This is a genomic window from Streptomyces sp. NPDC102283 (genome assembly GCF_044766265.1).
In the GTDB taxonomy this organism is placed as follows: domain Bacteria; phylum Actinomycetota; class Actinomycetes; order Streptomycetales; family Streptomycetaceae; genus Streptomyces.
In genome coordinates this window covers 293,924-314,237 of record NZ_JBIWLQ010000012.1, presented here as the reverse complement: position 1 = coordinate 314,237, position 20,314 = coordinate 293,924, and the positions used below count along the sequence as shown (strand labels likewise).

Annotated in this window: 13 protein-coding genes; 7 read left to right on the top strand and 6 right to left on the bottom strand. The window is 73.6% G+C overall.

The genetic code is table 11. The annotated features are described in order from the left end of the window. Positions 1-522: 522 nt before the first annotated feature. On the bottom strand, positions 523-1,080 hold the full coding sequence (locus ACIRJT_RS24630; protein ID WP_403912638.1) for a MarR family winged helix-turn-helix transcriptional regulator: 558 nt from the start codon (positions 1,078-1,080) through the stop codon (positions 523-525). A gap of 165 nt (positions 1,081-1,245) precedes the next feature. Between ACIRJT_RS24630 and ACIRJT_RS24625 the strand changes: the two genes are divergently transcribed. Then, positions 1,246-2,589, top strand: coding sequence for an MFS transporter (locus tag ACIRJT_RS24625; RefSeq protein ID WP_403912667.1), 1,344 nt, complete (start codon positions 1,246-1,248; stop codon positions 2,587-2,589). Positions 2,590-2,606: 17 nt separating this feature from the next. Here the strand turns inward: ACIRJT_RS24625 and ACIRJT_RS24620 are convergent, their stop codons facing one another. Together ACIRJT_RS24620 and ACIRJT_RS24615 are read right to left on the bottom strand one after the other, a co-directional pair. After that, positions 2,607-4,367, bottom strand: a complete 1,761-nt coding sequence (locus tag ACIRJT_RS24620) for a SpoIIE family protein phosphatase (protein WP_403912636.1) — start codon at positions 4,365-4,367, stop codon at positions 2,607-2,609. Positions 4,368-4,716: 349 nt separating this feature from the next. Beyond that, positions 4,717-6,165, bottom strand: a complete 1,449-nt coding sequence (locus tag ACIRJT_RS24615; protein WP_403912633.1) for an NAD(P)/FAD-dependent oxidoreductase — start codon at positions 6,163-6,165, stop codon at positions 4,717-4,719. A gap of 343 nt (positions 6,166-6,508) precedes the next feature. Between ACIRJT_RS24615 and ACIRJT_RS24610 the strand changes: the two genes are divergently transcribed. Then, on the top strand, positions 6,509-7,459 hold the full coding sequence (locus ACIRJT_RS24610) for a TetR/AcrR family transcriptional regulator (protein ID WP_403912630.1): 951 nt from the start codon (positions 6,509-6,511) through the stop codon (positions 7,457-7,459). Positions 7,460-7,854: 395 nt separating this feature from the next. Continuing rightward, positions 7,855-9,831, top strand: a complete 1,977-nt coding sequence (locus ACIRJT_RS24605; protein WP_403912627.1) for a sigma-70 family RNA polymerase sigma factor — start codon at positions 7,855-7,857, stop codon at positions 9,829-9,831. An 80-nt stretch (positions 9,832-9,911) separates the two neighbouring features. Here ACIRJT_RS24605 and ACIRJT_RS24600 read toward each other — a convergent pair whose 3' ends face one another. Next, entirely contained in the window at positions 9,912-12,023 is a 2,112-nt protein-coding gene (locus tag ACIRJT_RS24600) for an asparagine synthase-related protein (protein WP_403912625.1), read from the bottom strand. Between the two features lie 853 nt (positions 12,024-12,876). On the opposite strand from ACIRJT_RS24600, the gene ACIRJT_RS24595 reads away from it, so the two are divergent. From ACIRJT_RS24595 to ACIRJT_RS24580, 4 genes are all read left to right on the top strand, one after another. Continuing rightward, a complete protein-coding gene (locus ACIRJT_RS24595) occupies positions 12,877-14,466 on the top strand; it encodes a sporulation protein (protein WP_403912623.1) in 1,590 nt (529 codons plus the stop codon). Between the two features lie 153 nt (positions 14,467-14,619). Further along, on the top strand, positions 14,620-15,876 hold the full coding sequence (gene lhgO / locus ACIRJT_RS24590) for an L-2-hydroxyglutarate oxidase (protein WP_403912620.1): 1,257 nt from the start codon (positions 14,620-14,622) through the stop codon (positions 15,874-15,876). Further along, positions 15,869-16,690 carry a tRNA (guanosine(46)-N7)-methyltransferase TrmB gene (trmB, locus tag ACIRJT_RS24585; RefSeq protein WP_403912617.1) on the top strand — a complete coding sequence of 274 codons (822 nt, stop codon included), beginning with the start codon at positions 15,869-15,871 and terminating at the stop codon, positions 16,688-16,690. The genes lhgO and trmB overlap by 8 nt, the downstream gene beginning before the upstream one ends. A 96-nt stretch (positions 16,691-16,786) precedes the next feature. After that, entirely contained in the window at positions 16,787-18,133 is a 1,347-nt protein-coding gene (locus tag ACIRJT_RS24580; RefSeq protein WP_403912614.1) for a PrsW family intramembrane metalloprotease, read from the top strand. 43 nt (positions 18,134-18,176) lie between these two features. On the opposite strand, the gene ACIRJT_RS24575 is transcribed toward ACIRJT_RS24580, so the two are convergent. Both ACIRJT_RS24575 and ACIRJT_RS24570 read right to left on the bottom strand, forming a co-directional pair. Then, positions 18,177-19,121, bottom strand: coding sequence for an aldo/keto reductase (locus ACIRJT_RS24575; RefSeq protein ID WP_403912612.1), 945 nt, complete (start codon positions 19,119-19,121; stop codon positions 18,177-18,179). Between the two features lie 157 nt (positions 19,122-19,278). Then, entirely contained in the window at positions 19,279-20,310 is a 1,032-nt protein-coding gene (locus ACIRJT_RS24570) for a M23 family metallopeptidase (protein WP_403912610.1), read from the bottom strand. Positions 20,311-20,314: the final 4 nt, after the last annotated feature.

Below are 20,314 nucleotides of genomic sequence, written 5' to 3'. Positions count from 1 at the left end.
TGGCACGCTGTTGAGTTCTCAAGGAACGGACGCTTCCTTCGGTCCCGTATCACCGGGGCCCTCCGGGCGCTTCCCTTCGTTTACTACTTTGTCTTGCTGTCCTGCGTTTCCGACTCTATCAGACTCTTTCGTGTCCGATTCCCGGTCGAAGCGGGCCTCGCATCTCGCTTTCCAGGTCCTTCGCTTTCGCGTTTTCCCTTTCCGGCGAGTCCGACTCTATCAGATTCTTTCGGGCCTGATTCCCAGTCAGCGGGGCTTGTCCTCACGACCGTTGGGCCGTTCCGACGCTCAAACTCTAGCGGATTCCCCCGGCGGCTCATAATCGGGCCTTCGCAATGAATTCCGGCATGCCGAAATCATCCCAAGTGGGAGATCGTGCTGAAGTTTGGTTGCCGCGTTCGCGGCGGGATCGGCTGCCTCGGAACCGTCCGGCTCCGTGACAACTCGGAGAACTTTACGGATCTACCAGGGGCGTGTCAACCCTCCCCCGGTGGCCTCCGCAGGGCCTCTGTCCTGCCGTCTTCAGTCCAGGTCGGTGAGCCGGCCTCCGGCGTCCGGCTGGGCGTGCTCCACGCGGCGCAGGAGGCGGACCAGCAGCTCGCCGAGGACACCGCGCTCGCCTCCGGAGAGGTCCTGGAGGAGGTCCTCCTCGAAGTCGCTCGCCATGCGCATCGCCTCGAGCCACTTCGTACGGCCCTCGTCCGTCAGCTCGACGATGACGCGGACCCGGTTGTTCTCGTCGCGGTCGCGGGTGACCAGGCCCTCGCCGGCCATCCGGTCGATGCGATGGGTCATGGCGGCCGGAGTGAGGCCGAGGCGCTTCGCCAGCTCGCCCGGGCCCAGACGGTAGGGGGCGCCGGCCAGGACCAGGGTCTTGAGGACCTCCCACTCGGCGTTGCTGATGCCGAGCGCGGCGAGCTGTCTCCCGTACGCGACGTTCATCCGGCGGTTCAGCCGGCCCAGCGCGGAGACGACCTGTTCGACCTGGAGGTCCAGGTCGCGGAACTCGCGCTGATAGGCGGCGATCTGTTCGTCGAGGCTCGGCTCGTGGGGGCCGGGCTCCTCGGTGCTCTCAGACATGGCGGGCAGTATGGCACGCCTCCACCCCCTGAAGTCCTTCACTCTGTAGTTTTCACCTTCTAACTTTAGTGCTAAAGTCTTCGAGTCTGATTTCTTCGTGTCAGGTCTCGACGCTCCGCGCTCGGGGCCTTCGAGTTCTTGAGGTAGGTGAGTGTGACCAGGGAGATGGGCGCAGCGCTGCGGCGGATCCAGCTGGGCAGCGCGCTGAGCGCGTTCGGGCTCGGGTTCACCGTCCCGTATCTGTACGTCTACGTGGCGCAGGTACGGGATCTGGGCGCCGGGACGGCGGGAGTCGTCCTGGCGGCCTTCGCGATGGCAGCGCTGGCCGTCCTGCCGTTCACCGGGCGGGCCATCGACCGGCGGGGCCCGTTGCCCGTGCTGGTGGTGGGCTCCGTTCTGGCCTCCGTGGGGGCGGCGGCCCTGGGGTTCGCGAGCAGTGTTCCGGCCGCCGTGCTGTCCGCCGCGGTCCTGGGCGCGGGCACGGCCGTCATGCAGCCGGCCCTCGCCACGATGCTCGTGTGGTGCTCCAGCACCGCGACCCGTACGCGGGCTTTCGCCACGCAGTTCTTCCTGCAGAACCTGGGGCTCGGCCTCGGCGGACTCGTCGGCGGGCAGCTGGTGGACGTGAGCCGTCCGGCGAGCTTCACGATGCTCTTCCTGATCGAGGCCGTGATGTTCGTGGTGCTCGGCGTCGTCGTGACGACCGTGCGCATGCCCCGTCCGGCTTCGCTCGGCGGGATCCGCCCTGCGGACGGTTCCGCCGCGAAGGGCGGGGGCCTGCGGGCGCTGCTCTCGCACCGCGCCATGGTGCAGCTGTGTGTGCTCGGGTTCGTGCTGTTCTTCGCCTGCTACGGGCAGTTCGAGTCCGGCCTGGCCGCGTACGGCACGGAGGCCGCCGGGATCGAGCCCTCCACCCTCGGCTTCGCGCTGGCCGCCAACACCGCGGTCATCGTCGTGGCGCAGTTCGTCGTGCTGCGGCTCGTGGAGCGGCGGCGGCGCAGCCGGGTCATCGCCGCGGTCGGCCTGATCTGGGCGTTCGCCTGGATCGTGGCGGGGTACGCGGGGCTGGGCCACGGCAGCCAGGCCATGGCGACGGCCGCGTTCATCTCGACGTACGCGCTGTTCGGGCTGGGTGAGGCGATGCTGTCGCCGACCGTCGCCCCGCTGGTCGCCGATCTGGCGCCGGAGTCGATGGTCGGGCAGTACAACTCGGCGTTCGCCCTGTGCAAGCAGCTCGCGCTCGCGGTCGGTCCGGCAGTCGGCGGGCCGATGGGGGCGTCGCTGCACGGCCCGTACATCGTGACCTTCGTGCTGTTCTCGCTGGGCATCACGTGGCTCGCCCTGCGGCTCGGGCGTCGGCTCACCCCCGTACAGGACCAGCCGTCGCTCGCGGTCGTCCCGTCGCGGGTGGTGGCGGTGTCACTGCCCGAGGGCGGGGACGGCGCGGAGGCCGGAGCCGCCGGGGCCGGGTCTCCCTCGGCCTCCGCCGCCGCTTCCGCCGGTCACTGACGGAGCGGCGGCCCTGCTCACCGCGGCAGGGCGAACTCGCACCAGACCGCCTTGCCGCCGCCCGGCGTGCGCCGGCTGCCCCACGAGGTGGCGATCGAGGCGATGATCGAGATGCCTCGGCCCGCCTCGTCCGCCGGTTCGGCCTGGCGGCGGCGCGGCAGGTGGTCGTCGCCGTCGGTGACCTCGATGATCAGCCGGCGGTCCGTACGGCGCAGTCCCAGGCGCATCGGCGGGGTGCCGTGCTGGAGGGAGTTCGCGACCAGTTCGCTGGTGGCGAGGACCCCCAGGTCGCGGAGCTCGACGGGGAAGCGCCAGGAGCTCAGGACCCCGGTGGCGAAGGCGCGGGCGCGCGGGGCGGCCTCGACTCCGCCGAGGAGGTCGAGCGCGGCGTTGTGGAACAGCTCCGCGTTCGACCCGGTACGGGCGGGGTGCTGGACCACCAGGACCGCCACGTCGTCGTCGTGCTCGGCGGTCACGCCGAGGGAGCGGATCAGCCGGTCGCAGACCACCTGTGGTGATCCCTTGGCGCCCGAGAGGGCGCGGGCCAGTGAGGCGACGCCCTCGTCGATGTCCTCGCTGCGGCGTTCGACCAGGCCGTCCGTGTAGAGGACCGCGGTGGAGCCGGGCGGCAGCGCGATGGTGCCCGAGGTGTGGACCCAGCCGCCGGTGCCGAGCGGGGGGCCGGTGGGGTCGGCGGCGCGGTGGACGGTGCCGTCCTCGTCGCGGACGAGGATCGGGAGGTGTCCGGCGGAGGCGTAGACGAGCTGCCCCTCGTTCGGATCGTGGACGGCGTAGACACAGGTCGCGATCTGGCTGGCGTCGATCTCGGCGGCGAGGCCGTCCAGCAGCTGGATCACCTCGTGCGGCGGGAGGTCGAGCCGGGCGTAGGCGCGGACGGCGGTGCGGAGCTGGCCCATCACGGCGGCGGCCCGGACCCCGCGGCCCATCACGTCGCCGATGACCAGGGCGGTGCGGCCCGCGCCGAGGGTGATGACGTCGTACCAGTCGCCGCCCACCGCGGCGTCGGTTCCGCCGGGCTGGTAGGTGGCGGCGATGCGGAGGTCGTCGGGCTGTTCCAGCTCCTGCGGGAGGAGTGAGCGCTGGAGGGTGACGGCCGTTTCACGGTGGCGGCGCTCGCTGGTGCGCAGTCGTTCGGCGGCTTCGGCGTGGTCGGTGACGTCGGCGGCGTACACGAGGACGCCGCCTTCTCTCTTGCCGTCGGCCCTGCCGTCGCCTCCCTTGTCCCCTGCCGTGCTGTCGTCTCCCTTGTCTCCCTCGTCTCTCTCGTCCGCCGTGTTGCCCCAGGCGGCGACAGGGGTGCAGGTCACGGTGTACGAACCGCCCTCGGCGGTCCTGCGGGACTTGACCGTCCGGGCGGTGCCGCTGCGCAGGACCTGGTCGAGCAGCGGGACCACGCTGAGCTGGGTCAGCTCGGGCATGGCCTCGGCCGCGGGAACGCCGCACGGGCGGGGGCCGAACGCGGCCTCGTAGGCGTCGTTGACGTACGCGACGCGGTGGTCCGGGCCGTGCAGCAGGGCGACGGGGGCGGGGAGCCGGGCGAGGATCTCGCGGGCGGAGAGGTCGTCGAGGGCGGGTCCGGGGAGGGCCTCCGTCGCGGCGGGGCCGGAGGGCGCCGGGGAGACGTCGTCCAGCAGAGCGGGCGAGCCGTCCGCCCGGGCGGACTCGGCTCGGGCCGCCGGCACGGAACTACGGTCGTCCCGCGCGGCGGCTCGGCGCTGCGTTCCGGGAAGGCGGGCGCTCCAACGCGTGAAGTTCACGGTATTTCTGGCCTCGTGTGTCGGTCTGGTCCGCTCGGGCGGGCTGCTTCTTCTGCCGTGTTCGGGGGCACCGGGGGCCATGCCCCCGGGAAGGCGCAGCCGGGCCTCGTCGTGCTTGGTGCGTCGCTGCTGGTCACTGTTGGTTACTGCCGACCGGGTCACTCTGTGCAGGTGTGGGCCCACCTATGGTCACACGTCCAGTGTGACCGACCGTACTGACAGTCGCCGCCCCCGTCGCCGTGGTGCCCCTCGATCGGTCCGGTGCCGGCCCGGGTCGGATGTGCGGTCGGAGCCCCTTGTCGGCTGCCTGGCCGGGGCGCCGCGCCGGGTACGTCCCGTCAGCCGGCGGTCAGCCGTCCGTCCGGCGGTCGTCCGGCGGTTCTCCGGGCCCTTTCCGACGGCCGGGGCCGGGGAGGCCCGAGGTCCCGGAGCCGCCGCCCGCCGCGAGTTCGAACTCGGCACGGGGATGTTCCAGCGAGCCGAGGGAGACGATCTCGCGTTTGAAGAGGCCGGACAGGGTCCATTCGGCAAGGACGCGCGCCTTCCGGTTGAACGTCGGGACCCGGCTGAGGTGGTACGCACGGTGCATCAGCCAGGCGGGGTAGCCCTTGAGCTTGCGACCGTAGACGTGGGCGACGCCCTTGTGCAGGCCGAGGGAGGCGACCGATCCGACGTACGCGTGCCGGTACTCCTTGAGCGGCCGCCCGTCGACCGAGGCGAGGACGTTGTCGGCGAGGACCTTCGCCTGTCGCACCGCGTGCTGCGCGTTGGGGGCGGTCTCGCGGCCCGGTTCGGCGGCGGTCAGGTCGGGTACGGACGCGGCGTCGCCGGCGGCCCAGGCGTGCGGCATGTCCTCGACGCCGAGGGTGGCGGTACAGCGGAGCCGGCCTCGTTCGGTGAGGGGCAGGTCGGTGGCGGCCAGCAGCGGGGCCGGTTTGACGCCCGCGGTCCACACGAGGGTGCGGGTGGGGAAGCGGGAGCCGTCGCTGAGAACGGCGACGCGGTCCTCGCAGGTGTCGAGGCGGGTGTCGAGGCGTACGTCGATGTTCCGGCCGCGCAGCTCCCCGATGGCGTACGTGCCCATGGTCTCGCCGACCTCGGGGAGGATGCGCCCGGAGGCCTCGACCAGGATCCATTTCAGGTCGGCCGGCTTGATGTTGTGGTAGTACCGCGCCGTGTAGCGGGCCATGTCCTCCAGTTCGGCCAGCGCCTCCACGCCCGCGTAGCCACCGCCGACGAAGACGAAGGTGAGAGCGGCGTCGCGGATCGCGGGGTCGCGGGTCGCGGAGGCGATGTCCATCTGCTCGATGACGTGGTTGCGCAGCCCGATGGCCTCCTCGACGGTCTTGAAACCGATGCCGAACTCGGCGAGACCGGGGACGGGCAGGGTGCGCGAGACGGATCCGGGTGCGATGACGACCTCGTCGTACGCGATCTCCAGGGCGCCGGTGCCGTCCTCACCGGTGGCGAGGGTGGTGACCGTCGCGGTCCGTTTGGCGTGGTCGACGCGCTGGGCCTCGCCGATGACGATCGTGCAGTCGTTCAGGACGCGGCGCAGCGGCACGACCACGTGGCGCGGCGAGATCGAGCCGGCCGCCGCTTCGGGGAGGAAGGGCTGGTACGTCATGTACGGCTCGGGCGTGACCACCACGATCTCGGCGTCGCCGCGCTTCAGTCTCTGCTTCAGCTTCCGTTGGAGACGCAGCGCTGTGTACATCCCGACGTAGCCGCCGCCGACGACGAGAATGCGCACACCTGGCCGGGTGCCGGGGGTCGTCCCCCGGGAATCTGGAGCCATCACCACCCCATGACGCAACGGAGTCAGTGGTTTGTCCACAGGCCCGGCAAATTGTGTGACCGGAGGTTCCCTCACGGCCCTCGGGGTGCGTGGGAGGCGAGGAGCGACAGCCGCGCAGGTCAGGCGCTACGCACGCGGTAAGTGGAGGGGCGATGTTCCGGTGTCGATCGGATCTTGGTCCGATCGGGGGGCGCCCCATGCGGAACTACCCCCTTCTGAATTGACGCGGGCTCAACTATGTTCGTAACCCGTCGGGGTGTCGTGTGCGGATTTCGTTGTGCTCCGCTCCTCGACTGAAACGGCGGGAAGTCTCCGGGGGGAGACGTCATAACCGGGGGAAGTTATGCATATTCAGGATAAGCATGGCCAGGCTGCGCTCTCGCGCGCGTCCGAGGACCAAGGACGCCTCGGCTCCGTGGGAGCGCTCGGCGTCATGAGCTCGGCGGACGCCGTGCGTTCCGCGGCGGCGGTGAGTGCCGCTGCGATGGGTTCGGCCGCTGCCGGACACGCCCCGAGCGGGGCGACGACGTCGGGAACGGCGACTGCGGGAGGGGCGGTGACCGCGAGCGCGCCGCGCTCGGCTCCGCTGCGCGTCGACGCACAGCGCAATCTGGAGCACGTGCTGCGGGCGGCTCGCGAGGTGTTCGGGGAGCTGGGTTACGGCGCTCCGATGGAGGACGTGGCGCGTCGCGCGCGCGTCGGCGTGGGCACCGTCTACCGGCGGTTCCCGAGCAAGGACGTGCTGGTGCGCCGGATAGCCGAGGAGGAGACCTCACGGCTGACCGAGCAGGCGCGTACGGCGCTGGGGCAGGAGGAGAAGCCCTGGTCGGCGCTCTCCCGCTTCCTGCGTACGTCCGTGGCGTCGGGCGCCGGCAGGCTGCTGCCGCCGCACGTGCTGCGGGTCGGGGCCGACGCCGACGGGGAGGAGCCGGGTGCGCCGGCGGCTCCCGGGGCGAGCACGGCTCCGGGCGCGGTGGACGAGACCCGCGTTCCACAGCAGCGGCAGGGAGTGGGCCAGGACGACTTCCGCGTCGTCGGCAGGCGGTCCGGGGGCGCCGACGGGTTCGACGGCCTCGGTGAGGACACCGGCGCGGTCGAGCTGCTGGAGGTCGTGGGGCGGCTGGTGGACCGGGCGCGGGACTCCGGTGAGCTGCGCCGGGACGTGACGGTGGCCGATGTGCTGCTGGTCATCGCCACGGCGGCTCCCTCCCTGCCGGACGCCGCTCAGCAGGCCGCGGCCTCGGCCCGGTTGCTGGACATCCTGCTGGAGGGGCTCAGGTCGCGCCCGGCGTGACGTCGGTGGCCCCGGCCCCGCTCGCCCGGCATCGGTCCCGCATGGGTGATCCCGTGCCGGTGAGCCTGTGCCGGGCCGTCCCGTATCGGTCGTCCCGGTCTCTCAACGGTCCGCTTCCGTCCGTCCGTCCGTCCATCCATCCGTCTCGCCCGCAGCGCCGGGCGGACGGGCGGATGCGGACGGGCGGATGCGCGCGGCCGGTGAAGGCGAACGCCGAGCGGGTTCCGGTGGACGAATCAGCGGAGAGTCATTCCCCAAAAGCAGGGCCTCTAGTACTCGCATTCGAGAAAACGCCCCGGATGAGTGGTTGGCGGGGCTGAGGCGCCAGCGCGATTGAGCCATGTGGCAGTCTTGGCCGGTATTCGGGTCCAAGGGTGTTTACGGGGGCTTCCGCGATGAGCGGTAACGAGCAGCAGGAAGAGCCGCTCGGCGAGATCGCGGCGGCAGACGGGGACACGAAGGCGGACGGGCCGTCCGCCGGGCAGGTGCCGCCCCAGGCCGTGCGCGGCCCGTCGGACGGTGCGGCCGAGGGCGGCACCGTCCTGCCCGGCCCGTGGCCCGCCGTCGCCGAGGAGGACGCCTCCGGCGCGATCGACGCCCACGCGGTTCCGCAGCAGCGCGCGGGCCGCAGCGGGGCCCCCGATCTCGGGCTGTCCGACGCCCGCTTGATCGAGGACATGCGCGCCGGCGACGACCAGGCCTACGAGGAGCTGTTCCGGCGGCATTCGGGCGCCGTCCTGCGCTACGCCCGTAGCTGCTGCCGGGACGCGCACACCGCCGACGACCTGACGGCCGAGGTGTTCGCGCGCACGCTCCAGGCCGTACGGGGCGGGAAAGGGCCGACGGAAGCGGTCCGGGCCTATCTGATGACCGCCGTCCGCCATGTCGCCGCCGCCTGGACGAAGAGTGCGAAGCGCGAGCATCTGGTCGACGACTTCGCGGTGTTCGCCGCCCAGGCCTCCCGTTCCGCCGAGCTCTCCGACGACGACACCCTCGACCTCGGCGCCGACGTCCTCGCGATGCACGAGGCCGAGCAGACGATGGCGATGCAGGCGTTCCGGAGCCTCCCGGAGCGCTGGCAGGCGGTCCTGTGGCACACCACGGTGGAGGAGGAGTCGCCGAGCGAGGTCGCCCCGCTGTTCGGCCTCACCGCCAACGCCACCGCCGTCCTGGCCAGCCGCGCCCGCGAAGGGCTCAAGCAGGCCTACCTCCAGGCCCACGTCAGCCGGGCGCTCACCACCGGCGGGGACTGCGCGCAGTACGCCGACCGGCTCGGCGCCCACGCCCGGGGCGGTCTGCGGACCCGGGCCGAACGCGGGCTGCGCAAGCACCTCGACGCATGCGCCAAGTGCCGTCTGGCGGCAGGCGAGTTGGATCATGTCAACGCCGGGATTCCGGCGCTGTTGCCGGTCGCGGTCATCGGATGGTTCGCCGCCGGGTATGCGCTCAAGGCCGCCGGCGTCGTGGCCGGCGGCGCGGCAGGGGCCGCCGGAGCGGGAGCCGCCGCGGCGGCCACCGGGTCCGGTTCGGCCGGTGGGGCCGCCGGAGGTGCGGCCGCCTCCGAGGGGCTCGGCGCGCCCGCCAAGGCGGGGATCGCCGCCGCCGTGGTGGTGGCCGCCGCGGCCGGTCTGGTGTGGGCGCTCGTCGGCGACGACCGGCCGAAGCCGGAGCCCGAGCCGGTCGCGAAGCCGCCGGTCGTGGCGCCCGCCGTGCCCACGCCGCCTCCCCCGCCTCCCCCGCCGTCCGCGGAACCGGCACCGAAGCCTCCGGCCGCCCCCGCACCCCCGGCCCCGTCCGAGCCGGTCCCGGAGCCGAAGCCGAGCCCCACGCCCTCCCCCGAGCCGCCGCCGAAGCCCGCGCCCCCGGCGCCGAGCCCGCCGCCGGCCCCGAAGCCGACGCCGAAGCCCCCGAAGCCCACGCCGCCCCCGCCCGCCCCGGAGGTGTACCAGGTCAGCGAGCTGGCGTACTCCGTGTTCGGCGACCGGAGCGAGCCGGAGATCGTGGTGGGGCAGAGCAGTTGGGTCTGGCAGCGCTCGAACGTGTCCATCGCCTCCACCCGTTACGCGCACGGGGTGACCGTGCACGCCCGCTCCTCGGTGACCATCCGGCTGAACCGGTCCTGCACGCGCTACGAGGCCATGGTCGGCGTGGACGATCTGACCATGGGGCTCGGCTCCGTGCGCTTCTCCGTGTTCGACGGGGACGGGGCCCGGCTGTGGCGCTCCCCGGTGGTGGAGGGCGGCGATCCCGCCGTCCCGGTGAGCGTGAACATCGCCGGCCAGTCCTCGATCCGTCTCGTCGTGGAGCCTCGGACGCCGTTCGGCGAAGTGGCTCTCGCCGACTGGGCGGAGTCCCGGATCAGCTGCGCCTGAGCCGTACGCGCGCCCCGGGCCGCGCTTCCCGGGCCGCGCTTTCCGGCATCGCTTTCCGGCCAGGACCGGAGCGTTTCCGGTCAGGGCTGGAGCGTGCGCCGGGCGGGGATCACACCGCCCGCGACCGCGCGCTGGCGCGGAGCGGCCGTACCCGTCCAGCAGGTTCCGCGCCGGGCCAGCAGGCGGCGCAGCCACAGTTCGGTGGAGGCCAGGTCCGCCAGACCGTCCAGGGGCAGCGGCTCGCCCTCGGAGGCGGCGCGCAGGGCCTTGCGGACCACCCGGGCCTCGACCAGGCCCGCGTCGGCCAGCAGCGGCGCGTCGAAGAGGGCCATCAGGTCGGGCAGCGCGATGCGCAGGCCGGTGCGGGTGACGGCGGTGGAGGTGGCCTGGGAGGGCGCGCCCCAGCCGGGCGGCAGCTCGTGGATGCCCGCCCCGCCGAGCACCCGGCGCAGGATCGCGGCCCGTGCGCCGGGCTGGACGCGCAGGGACTCGGGCAGCGCGCGGGCCGCCCGGACGACCTGGTTGTCGAGGAACGGGGCGTGCAGGCGCTGGCTGCGGATCTCCGCGGCCTGTTCCAGGATCCGGTGGTCGGCGGCCCCTCGGGCGAGCGCGGCGCGGGCCCGGGCCTCCCCCGGGCGCTGCACGGAAGCGGGCCGGATCGCCGCCTCCTGGAGGCGAACCGATACTTCGGCCAGCGCCTCCCCCGTCAGCCAGCGCGCCGCCGGCCCCGGGCGCGACCAGGCGAGGGCGGCGAGCGAGGCGTCGGCCGGGGTGCCGAGGCCGGGGGCGTGGCGGTTGGCGTCGGGGAGGAGTCCTGCGGCGGACTCCAGGCCGGTGCGGTACGACGTACGGGCCAGGCGGCGGGCGGCGCGGTAGACCGTCAGCGGGACGAACAGGGAGTGCGCCGTGGGCCCTTCGGCCTTGGTCAGGGCGGCGACGGGGCGCAGCAGGTGGCGTCTGCGCCGGTCCATCAGGAGGTCGGCGAGGCGGGCCGGGTGGGCGTCCAGGACCTGTCGGGCCCCGTGCCCGACGAGGTGGTCGGCGCTGCCCGCGGAGAGCCGGCGGCGGTGGCGTTCGGCGAGGACGAGGGAGGGGGCCGGTTCGTCGGTGAGCGCGCCGGCCTCCAACGAGGCGTACGGCAGGGCCTCTTCGCCCGCCGCGACGACCACGTGGTGCAGGCGGGGGTTGGCGGCGATGGCGCGGGCGCGCTCCAGCTCGTCCTCGTCGCCGCGGGTGGTGAGGTCGTTGAAGGTGACGGCGAGGAGACGCTCGCCCGCGCCGGTGCCGTGGCCGAGGAGGGTGCCGGGGAGCCCGGGCAGCCCGGAGGCGAGCAGGGCGAGGGTGGCGGAGGCACTGCCTCCGGAGAGGTCGGCGCCGATGCCCGCCACGGGTCCGCCCCGGGCCGCGCGCCGGTCGGCGGGGCCCATGCCGGGGACGGGCCCCGGGTCCGGCGGCTGGGCTTCCGGCGCGTGGCGCGGGGCCGTGAGCCGGGCGCGTACGGCTTCGACGAGCGCGTCCCGTACGCCCTCCACGGCGTGCACCGGGTCGGCCTGGGGTGCGGCGACGGCGAGCGAGGCGACGGCCTCGTATCCGGTGATCTCCCGCGAGCCCTCCCGCAGGATGAGCGCGTGGCCCGGCGGGACCCGCTTCACGCCCACGTAGGGCGTGCCGTCGCCGAGGGCCTCGGGGGTCTCGGGGCAGGCGAGCAGGGCGGCGAGGTGCCCGATGTCGAGCTGGGCCTCGATGAGGTCGGCGAGCGGCAGGGCGGCGGTGGCGAAGGCGGTGCCGTTGGCCCAGGGGGTGTGGAAGACGGGCCGGGCTCCGGCGAGGTCGCCCGCGACGGTGATGCGGCGGCCGATCTGCACGACGGCGGTGTAACTGCCGGGCCAGGCGGTGAGATGGCGCATCGCGCCGCCCCGCGCGGAGAGCAGCCCGACGCGCAGCTGCTCGTCGGTGGCGCCGCAGCAGCCGAGGACCGCGAGGCGGGCGGTGGGCGCCCCTTCGGGGGTCGCGACGCCGATGACGCGGATCTCGTCGGGCCGCCAGTCGCCGACCGCCCACAGCGGATCCGGGTCTCCCCACAGGAGTTGGGAGCCCACGGGGTGAACCGTGCGCCCCTCTCCGCCGTTTCCGACGGCTCCGACGGTGCCGAAGCTCGCGGCGATACTGCTCCATCCCACCAACCAACGCATCGCCGCCTCCACAGGCTGTGGACAAACGGCGCACTTGACGAGCGAAACGCCGCTGCGGGACATGCTGCCACGACAATGCCGCAGGAGAGGGTGTACGGGCAGCGCACGCCGGAAGAGCATGCGCCCCTGGCAAAGGCCCGGTGTGGTCTTCACCGCGACGACGGCAACGGAACTGTCGGTTCCGGGAGTTACGGAGGCGGGGCCGACCGGTCCCCGCGCCGCCCCGGCCCGCCCCCGTGAACGGGGAGGGGCCGGCGCCGCCCGGAAACAGCGCCGATATCCGGCCATAGTCGGACCGTTGGCCAGACCCTCACCGGACCGTCGCTATTCGGCCATTCTCTCGAAGCGCCACCCTGCGCGCATGTCGTGCCGCGCCCCCCGGCGAACCCTTCCACGCACAGTCCGGGAGGTGGGCCTCACCTCCCGGACCGGTCCACCGCCCGCGGGGAATGGAGCGGCGGTTTCCCCCAGCCCACTGAGTCCAGTGCAGCGGGCCGACCCACGCAGGTCCCAGACAAGCGTCACGGCGACGGCCGGGCCAGAGCGCACGGCCAGGCGCACGGCCACACACCGGGAGCACGCCGGACCCCGGCCCGCGCGCCGCCGCCCGGGCGGGCCGGACCGCCCGCACGGACAACAATCCCGCCATCCGGACGTCTGCCCCTTAACGGTAGGGATAGGGAGAACTACGCTGTGTTTACTGGTGTTCTCAGCAGGGGGGCATATTCCTCGGGGCTCGGCCACATGCGTGTGCAGGCGGAGTACGGAGGTTCGAACCTGGGGAGGCATCGGTACGAATGCCGCGCGCCGTCCTCGGTGACGCGGCGGCTGTCTGTGTGTCGAGGGGTGGCGCATGTCCAGGGAGCAACGCGGGCCGAACGAGAAGCTCGGCACGGTTCTCGCCCTCGCGGGAATCAGTAACGCCGGGCTCGCCCGGCGGGTCAACGACCTCGGAGCACAGCGCGGTCTGACACTTCGCTACGACAAGACCTCGGTGGCCCGGTGGGTCGCCAAGGGAATGGTGCCGCAGGGCGCGGCGCCGCATCTCATCGCGGCGGCGATCGGGGCCAAGCTCGGCCGGCCGGTCCCGCTGCACGAGATCGGCCTGGCCGACGCGGACCCCGCCCCGGAGGTCGGCCTCGCCTTCCCCCGGGACGTGGGCGAGGCGGTCCGGTCGGCGACCGAGCTGTACCGGCTGGATCTGGCCGGGCGCCGGGGCGGCGGCGGGATATGGCAGTCCCTGGCGGGATCGTTCTCCGTGAGCGCCTACGCGACGCCCGCCTCGCGCTGGCTGATAACCCCCGCCGATCCGTCGGTGGCCCGGGACCCGACGGCGGCGCGGGCCGCCGTCCTCGGGGCGCGCGGCGGCGGATCCGAGAGCTCCGGCGGGGCCGGCGCCCGCGGACCGGGCACCGCGCCGGACGCCCGGGGCGCACACCTCCTCCACACCGGCGGCGCCACACCCGGCACGGCGGCCTCCGTCCCGCTCCAGCCCGGCCCGGAGGCCGTGGCGGACGCCTCACCGCTGCGGGTCGGGCACAGCGATGTGTCGAAGCTGCGTGAGGCGGCGCAGGACGCCCGGCGCTGGGACTCCAAGTACGGCGGCGGCGACTGGCGCTCCTCCATGGTTCCCGAGTGCTTACGCGTCGACGCCGCACCGCTGCTCCTCGGCTCGTACACCGACGAGGTCGGGCGGGCCCTGTTCGGCGCGTCCGCCGAGCTGACCCGCCTGGCGGGCTGGATGGCCTTCGACACCGGCCAGCAGGAGGCCGCCCAGCGCTACTACATCCAGGCCCTGCGCCTGGCCCGGGCCGCCGCGGACGTCCCGCTCGGCGGCTATGTCCTCGCCTCGATGTCCCTCCAGGCGACCTACCGCGGCTTCGCCGACGAGGGCGTCGACCTCGCCCAGGCGGCAGTCGAGCGCAACCGCGGTCTCGCCACCGCCCGCACCATGAGCTTCTTCCGGCTGGTGGAGGCCCGTGCCCACGCGAAGGCCGGCGACGCACCGGCCGCGGGGGGCGCGCTCAAGGGCGCGGAAAGCTGGCTGGAGAGGTCCCGGGCCGGCGACTCCGACCCGCCCTGGCTCGGCTTCTACGGCTACGACCGGTTCGCCGCCGACGCCGCCGAGTGCTACCGGGACCTGAAGGCCCCCCGCCAGGCGCGGCGCTTCACCGAGCAGGCGCTGTCCCGGCCGACCGAGGAGTTCGTCCGCAGTCACGGACTGCGGCTCGTCGTCTCCGCGGTCGCCGAGCTTGAATCGGGCAATCTGGACGCGGCCTGCGCGGCGGGCACCCGGGCGGTGGAGGTCGCCGGGCGGATCTCCTCGGCCCGCACCACGGAGTACGTGCGCGATCTGCTCCACCGCCTGGAGCCGTACGGGGACGAGCCCCGCGTCGCGGAGCTGCGGGAGCGGGCCCGCCCGCTGCTGGTCACCCCGGGCTGAGCAGGGCTGAACAGGGCTGAACAGGGCTGAACAGGGCGACGGAAGCCGCCCGGCGGGCGACCCGCCGGGCGGAGTGTGCGCCACGCCTTGCCCGGCCGGGGTTTGAGCCGGTTGTCAGTGGGTCAGTGCACTATCGGGGTGGGAGGTGGCGTGATGATGACGCACGCGGAGTACGACTGCGATGTGCTGGTGATCGGCGGCGGGATCGTCGGTCTGTCGACCGCGTACGCGCTTGTACGGTCCGCGCCGGGCACCCGGGTGACGGTCCTGGAGAAGGAGGACGGCCCCGCCCGCCACCAGACCGGCCGCAACAGCGGCGTGATCCACAGCGGCATCTACTACCGCCCCGGTTCCCTCAAGGCCCGGTACGCGCTGCGCGGCTCCGCCGAGCTGGCGGACTTCTGCGCCGAGCACTCCATCGCCCACGCCACCACCGGCAAGCTGATCGTCGCCACCGAGCGCTCCGAGCTGCCCCGGCTGCACGGCCTGGTGCAGCGCGGCCGCGAGCACGGACTGCCCGTGCGGGAGCTGGGCCCCGCCCAGATCGCGGAGTACGAGCCGGAGGTCCGGGGCCTCGCGGCGATCCGGGTCGGCACGACGGGCGTCTGCGACTTCACGGCCGTCGCCCGGCGCTTCGCCGCCGAGATCACCGCCGCGGGCGGCATCGTGCGGTACGGCGCGGAGGTCGCCGCGATAGACCGGCGCCCCTGGGGCGTCGCGGTGCGCACGGCGGACGGCCCGGTCGTCCGGGCCAGGGTGCTGGTCAACTGCGCGGGCCTCCACTGCGACCGGGTGGCGCGTCTCGCCGGGGACGACCCGGGGGTGCGGATCGTGCCGTTCCGCGGCGAGTACTACGCGCTGGCCCGCCCCGAGCTGGTGCGCGGCCTGGTCTACCCGGTGCCGGACCCGGCGTTCCCCTTCCTCGGCGTCCACCTCACCCGGGGCTTCGACGGCTCCGTCCACGTCGGGCCGAACGCGGTCCCCGCCCTGGCCCGCGAGGGATACACCTGGCCGCAGGTCCGCCCCGCCGAACTGCTGTCCACGCTGAGCTGGCCGGGCACCTGGAGAATCGCCCGCAGGCACTGGCGGTACGGGGCGGGCGAGGTGCACCGCTCGCTGTCCCGGTCCGCGTTCACCCGGGCCGTCCAGCGGCTGCTGCCCGCCGTCACCGAGGACGACCTGCGCCCCTCGCCCGCCGGGGTCCGGGCCCAGGCGGTGCTGAAGGACGGCACGCTGGTCGACGACTTCCTGATCCGCGAGGCCCCGCACACCGTGCATGTGCTCAACGCCCCGTCGCCCGCCGCGACGGCGTGCCTGCCCATCGGCCGGGAGGTGGCACGGCTCGCGCTGCGCCGGGCTCAGGGGACGGGGTGGAAGCCGCCCGCCGTAGAATCCGGTCATTGTGTCTGAGCAGCCCTTGAACCCCGCCTCCGCCGAAGCCGCCGCCGACGAAGCCGCCGCGCTGCGGGCCGCCTCCTTCGAGCGCGCACGGCGACTGCGCCAGGAGCCCCGCTTCCCCGGCGGCCCCGCCGCCGACCCCGCCGGCTCGCACCACGAGCGCCGCATCCGCAGCTTCCAGCCGCGCCGCAGCCGGGTCACGACCGGCCAGCAGGACGCCCTGGAGCGGCTGTGGCCGCAGTGGGGCCTGGACATCGACGGACAGCGCGTCCTGGACCTGGCCGACCTCTTCGACGGCCTGCCCGTCGTCCTGGAGATCGGCTTCGGCATGGGCGAGGCCACCGCGCAGATGGCGGCGGACGACCCGGGCACCGGCATCCTCGCGGTCGACGTCCACACGCCCGGCCAGGGCAATCTGCTGGGCCTCGCGGACAAGGCCGGCTCGACCAACGTACGGGTGGCCAACGGCGACGCCGTCATCCTGCTGCGCGAGATGCTGGCCCCCGAGTCGCTCGACGGCCTGCGGGTCTACTTCCCCGACCCCTGGCCCAAGGCCCGGCACCACAAGCGGCGCCTGATCCAGCCCGAGTTCCTGGACCTGGTGGCCCCGGTGCTGAGGCCCGGCGCCATCGTCCACTGCGCGACCGACTGGGAGCCGTACGCCGAGCAGATGCTGGACGTGCTCACCGCGCACCCCCGCTTCGAGAACACCGCGGCCGACGGCGGGTACGCCCCGCGTCCCGCGTTCCGCCCGCTCACCCGGTTCGAAGGACAGGGCCTGGACAAGGGGCACGTCGTCCACGACCTGCTGTTCGCCCGCGTCTGACGCACCGCCCGCATCCGGCCGCTCACCGCGCCGTACGGCCAGGTCCTGGCCGGATGCGCCGTCGCCGGTTGTCGGTGCTCTCGTTAGGGTCGAGAGGTGTCCGACCCCTCCGTGCAGCATCAGCAGGCTCGACCCGCCGTCCCGGTCCTCCGTGAGCAGCGGCTCGACGAGGTCCTGGGCGCCGCTCCGGAGCGCGGCCGAGGACGCTACCGGCCGCACCGCGTCGGCATGGTGTGGCGCAGCAAGGTGTTCCGCGCCGGGGCCGTGATCGTGGCGCTCGTGCTGTGCGGGCTGGTGATCCTGGCACTCGTCCGGGAGCAGACCGGCCCGGAGGGGTTCCTCGTCGGTCTCGGCCTGGCGGTGCTTCCGGTGCCGCTCCTGATGGCGGCCTTCCGCTGGCTGGACCGGGTCGAGCCGGGGCCCTGGCGGAATCTGCTGTTCTCCTTCGCCTGGGGCGCGTGCGCCGCCGCGCTCGTCGCGATCATCGCCAACTCGTTCGCGACGCGCTGGATAGCGACCGCGACGGCCGATCCGGCGAGCGCCGACACCCTGGGGGCGACGGTGATCGCCCCCGTGGTCGAGGAGAGCGCGAAGGCGGCGGCCGTGCTGCTGATCTTCCTGTTCCGCAGACGGGAGTTCAGCGGGGTGGTGGACGGCGTCGTCGTCGCCGGCTTCACCGCGACGGGCTTCGCGTTCACCGAGAACATCCTCTATCTGGGCAACGCCTTCGGCGAGGACCAGCAGCTGGGCAGCTCCGGGTTCGCCTCGGTGACGGCCGGGACGTTCTTCGTGCGGATCGTGATGTCGCCGTTCGCGCACCCCCTGTTCACGGTCCTCACCGGCCTCGGCTTCGGCTTCGCGGCCGTCAGCGCCCGCCGCCACCGGGTCCGCCGGATCGCCCTGCCACTGCTCGGGCTGGTGCTGGCCATGGGTCTGCACGCCTTGTGGAACGGCTCGTCGTCCTTCGGACCGTACGGCTTCTACGCCGTGTACGGGATCGTCATGGTCCCGGCGTTCGGCCTGGTGACCTGGCTGGCGATCTGGTCGCGCCAGCGGGAGCTGCGGGCCCTCGCGGCCGAGCTGCCCGCCTACGCGGCGGCAGGCTGGCTCACCCCCGCCGAGCCGTCGGCGCTCTCCTCCATGCGGGCCCGGGGCATGGCCCGCGACCTGGCCCGCCACTGGCAGCCGGACCGGACGCGGGGCAGGGCCGCGGCCCGCCCGGGCGCCCACCACGCCCGCGCCATGCCGTCGCCGTACGGAAACGGAGGCGGGTACGCCGACGGGCACGGGTACGGCAACGGGTACGGACACGCCTACGGCCCCGGGCACACACCCGGATACGGACAGACGCACGGACACGCGTCCGGATACGGCCCCGCCGCCTACCCGCCGCCCCAGCCGTACGGCAGCGCGCCACCCAGCCACCGTCGCCCGCCGACGTAGCCGTAGCCGCAGCGGACGTCGGGGGCGCCGGCGTCCGGTTCCGTCAGGCCGACGCCTCGGTGAGCAGGGCGAGTTCGTCGTCGGTCAGCCGCAGGTCGGCGACCGCGACGAGGGCGGGGAGCTGTTCGACCGTACGGGCGGAGGCGATCGGGGCGGCGACGGTCGGCTGTGCGGCGAGCCAGGCGAGGGCGACCGTGGCGATCTCGGCGTCCCGTTCCCCGGCGACCCGGTCGAGGGCGGCCAGCACCCTGCGGCCCTGCTCCGACTCCAGGTGCCCGCCCGCCTTCGCCGAGCGGGCGCTCTCCACGGTCGTACCGGGGCGGTACTTGCCGGTGAGGAAGCCGGAGGCGAGCGCGTAGTACGGGACGGCGGCGAGGCCGGCGCGGGCCGCGGTGTCCTGGAGACCGCCCTCGTAGGTGTCGCGGGAGACCAGGTTGTAGTGCGGCTGGAGGGCGACGTACCGGGCGAGGCCCTCGCGCTCGGAGAAGTCGAGGGAGGCGCGCAGGCGCTCGGGGCTGATGTTGGAGGCAGCGATGTGACGCACCTTGCCCTCCTTCACCAGCTGGTCGAGGGCGGTGATGATCTCCTCGACCGGGACGGTCTCGTCGTCGAAGTGCGTGTAGTAGAGGTCGATGTGGTCGGTGCCGAGGCGGCGCAGCGATGCCTCGGCCGCGCCCTTGATGGTGCCGGCGGCCAGACCCCGGTGGTCGGGATGGGCGCCGGCCTTGGTGGCGACGACGATGTCGGCCCGGTTGGAGCGGGAGGCGAGCCACTTGCCGATGACGGTCTCCGACTCACCGCCCTCGTTGCCCTCGACCCAGGCGGAGTACGCGTCGGCGGTGTCGACGAAGTTGCCGCCGGCCGCGACGTAGGCGTCCAGGACGGCGAAGGACTGGTCCTCGTCCGCCGTCCACCCGAAGACGTTGCCGCCGAGGGCGAGGGGGAAGACCTGGAGGTCGGAGGAGCCGAGAGTGCGCGCGGAAGTCATGTGCGGGTTCAACGGGCCGGGGCGGGTGCGGTATTCCGTCGCCCGGCGGGCGATGCCGTGCCCGGACAGACCGGCAGCCCTGACGTCGGGGGGTGTGCGTCAGGGCTGCCGGGGTTGCGTGGCGGCGACGAGGGACGTCAGCCGCGGGGCCGGGAGGTCAGACGTTCAGGCCCTTGCTGTTCAGCCAGGCCAGCGGGTCCATCGCGGAACCGCCCGCGGTGCGGACCTCCAGGTGGAGGTGGGTGCCGGTCACGTTGCCGGTGGCGCCCATGCGGCCGATGGTCTGGCCGGTGGTGACCTTCTGGCCGACCGAGACGTCGATCGAGGACTGGTGGGCGTACCAGATCTCCGTGCCGTCATCGAGCTGGAGCACCGTGCGGTAGCCGTACGAGCCCGACCAGCCGGCCGACGTGATCGTGCCGCTGTGCACGGCCTTGAGCGGCGCACCGGTGGACCCGGCGAAGTCGAGGCCGGTGTGCTGGCCGGAGGACCACATCGCGCCGGACTGACCGTAGGTCGAGCTGATCGTGTACGAGGAGGTGGGGAGGGAGAAGCTGGCGGCCAGCTTGGCGAGGCGCTCGGCCTCCGCCTTCTTCTTCGCCGCTTCCTCCGCCGCCTTCTTCTTCGCGGCGGCCGCGGCCTCGGCCTCGTCCTGCTGCTGCTTGGCCTCGGCGGCGGCGGTCTCGGCCGCTGCCTTCTCGGCGGCGGCCTTGGCCTCGGCGTCGGCGCTGGCCTGCTGCTGCTCGGCCTGCTGGAGGATCCGGGCGCGCAGCGCCTCGCCGGCGTCGGTGCCCTGCTCCGCCTCGGCGCTGGTGAGGCCGGCGGTGGTGAGCGGCGCGGACGCGGCGACCGGGGCGGCCTCCGCCTCGTCGGACATCAAAGACCCGACGCCGGGAAGGGACTTGGCGTCGGGGAGGTTGTCCACGATGGAATCGGGAAGAGAGATGGAGACCGGCGCCTTGTCCTGCGCGGTGGCCATGCCGCCCGCACCGACGGCCGCTATGACACCGACCCCGAGGACGGTGGAGCTACGGGCGAGACCACGCTGCTTGGCCACGCGGTGCTTGCCGCGCACGGGACGGATGGACTCCGCGGTGGGGTTCCATTCCTCCCAGGTGCGCTCCCCGTCGCCGAAGGTGTCGGCACTGAAGGGTGACGGGGCCTCAGGGGCAGGCTTGTTGGACGCCACGTGG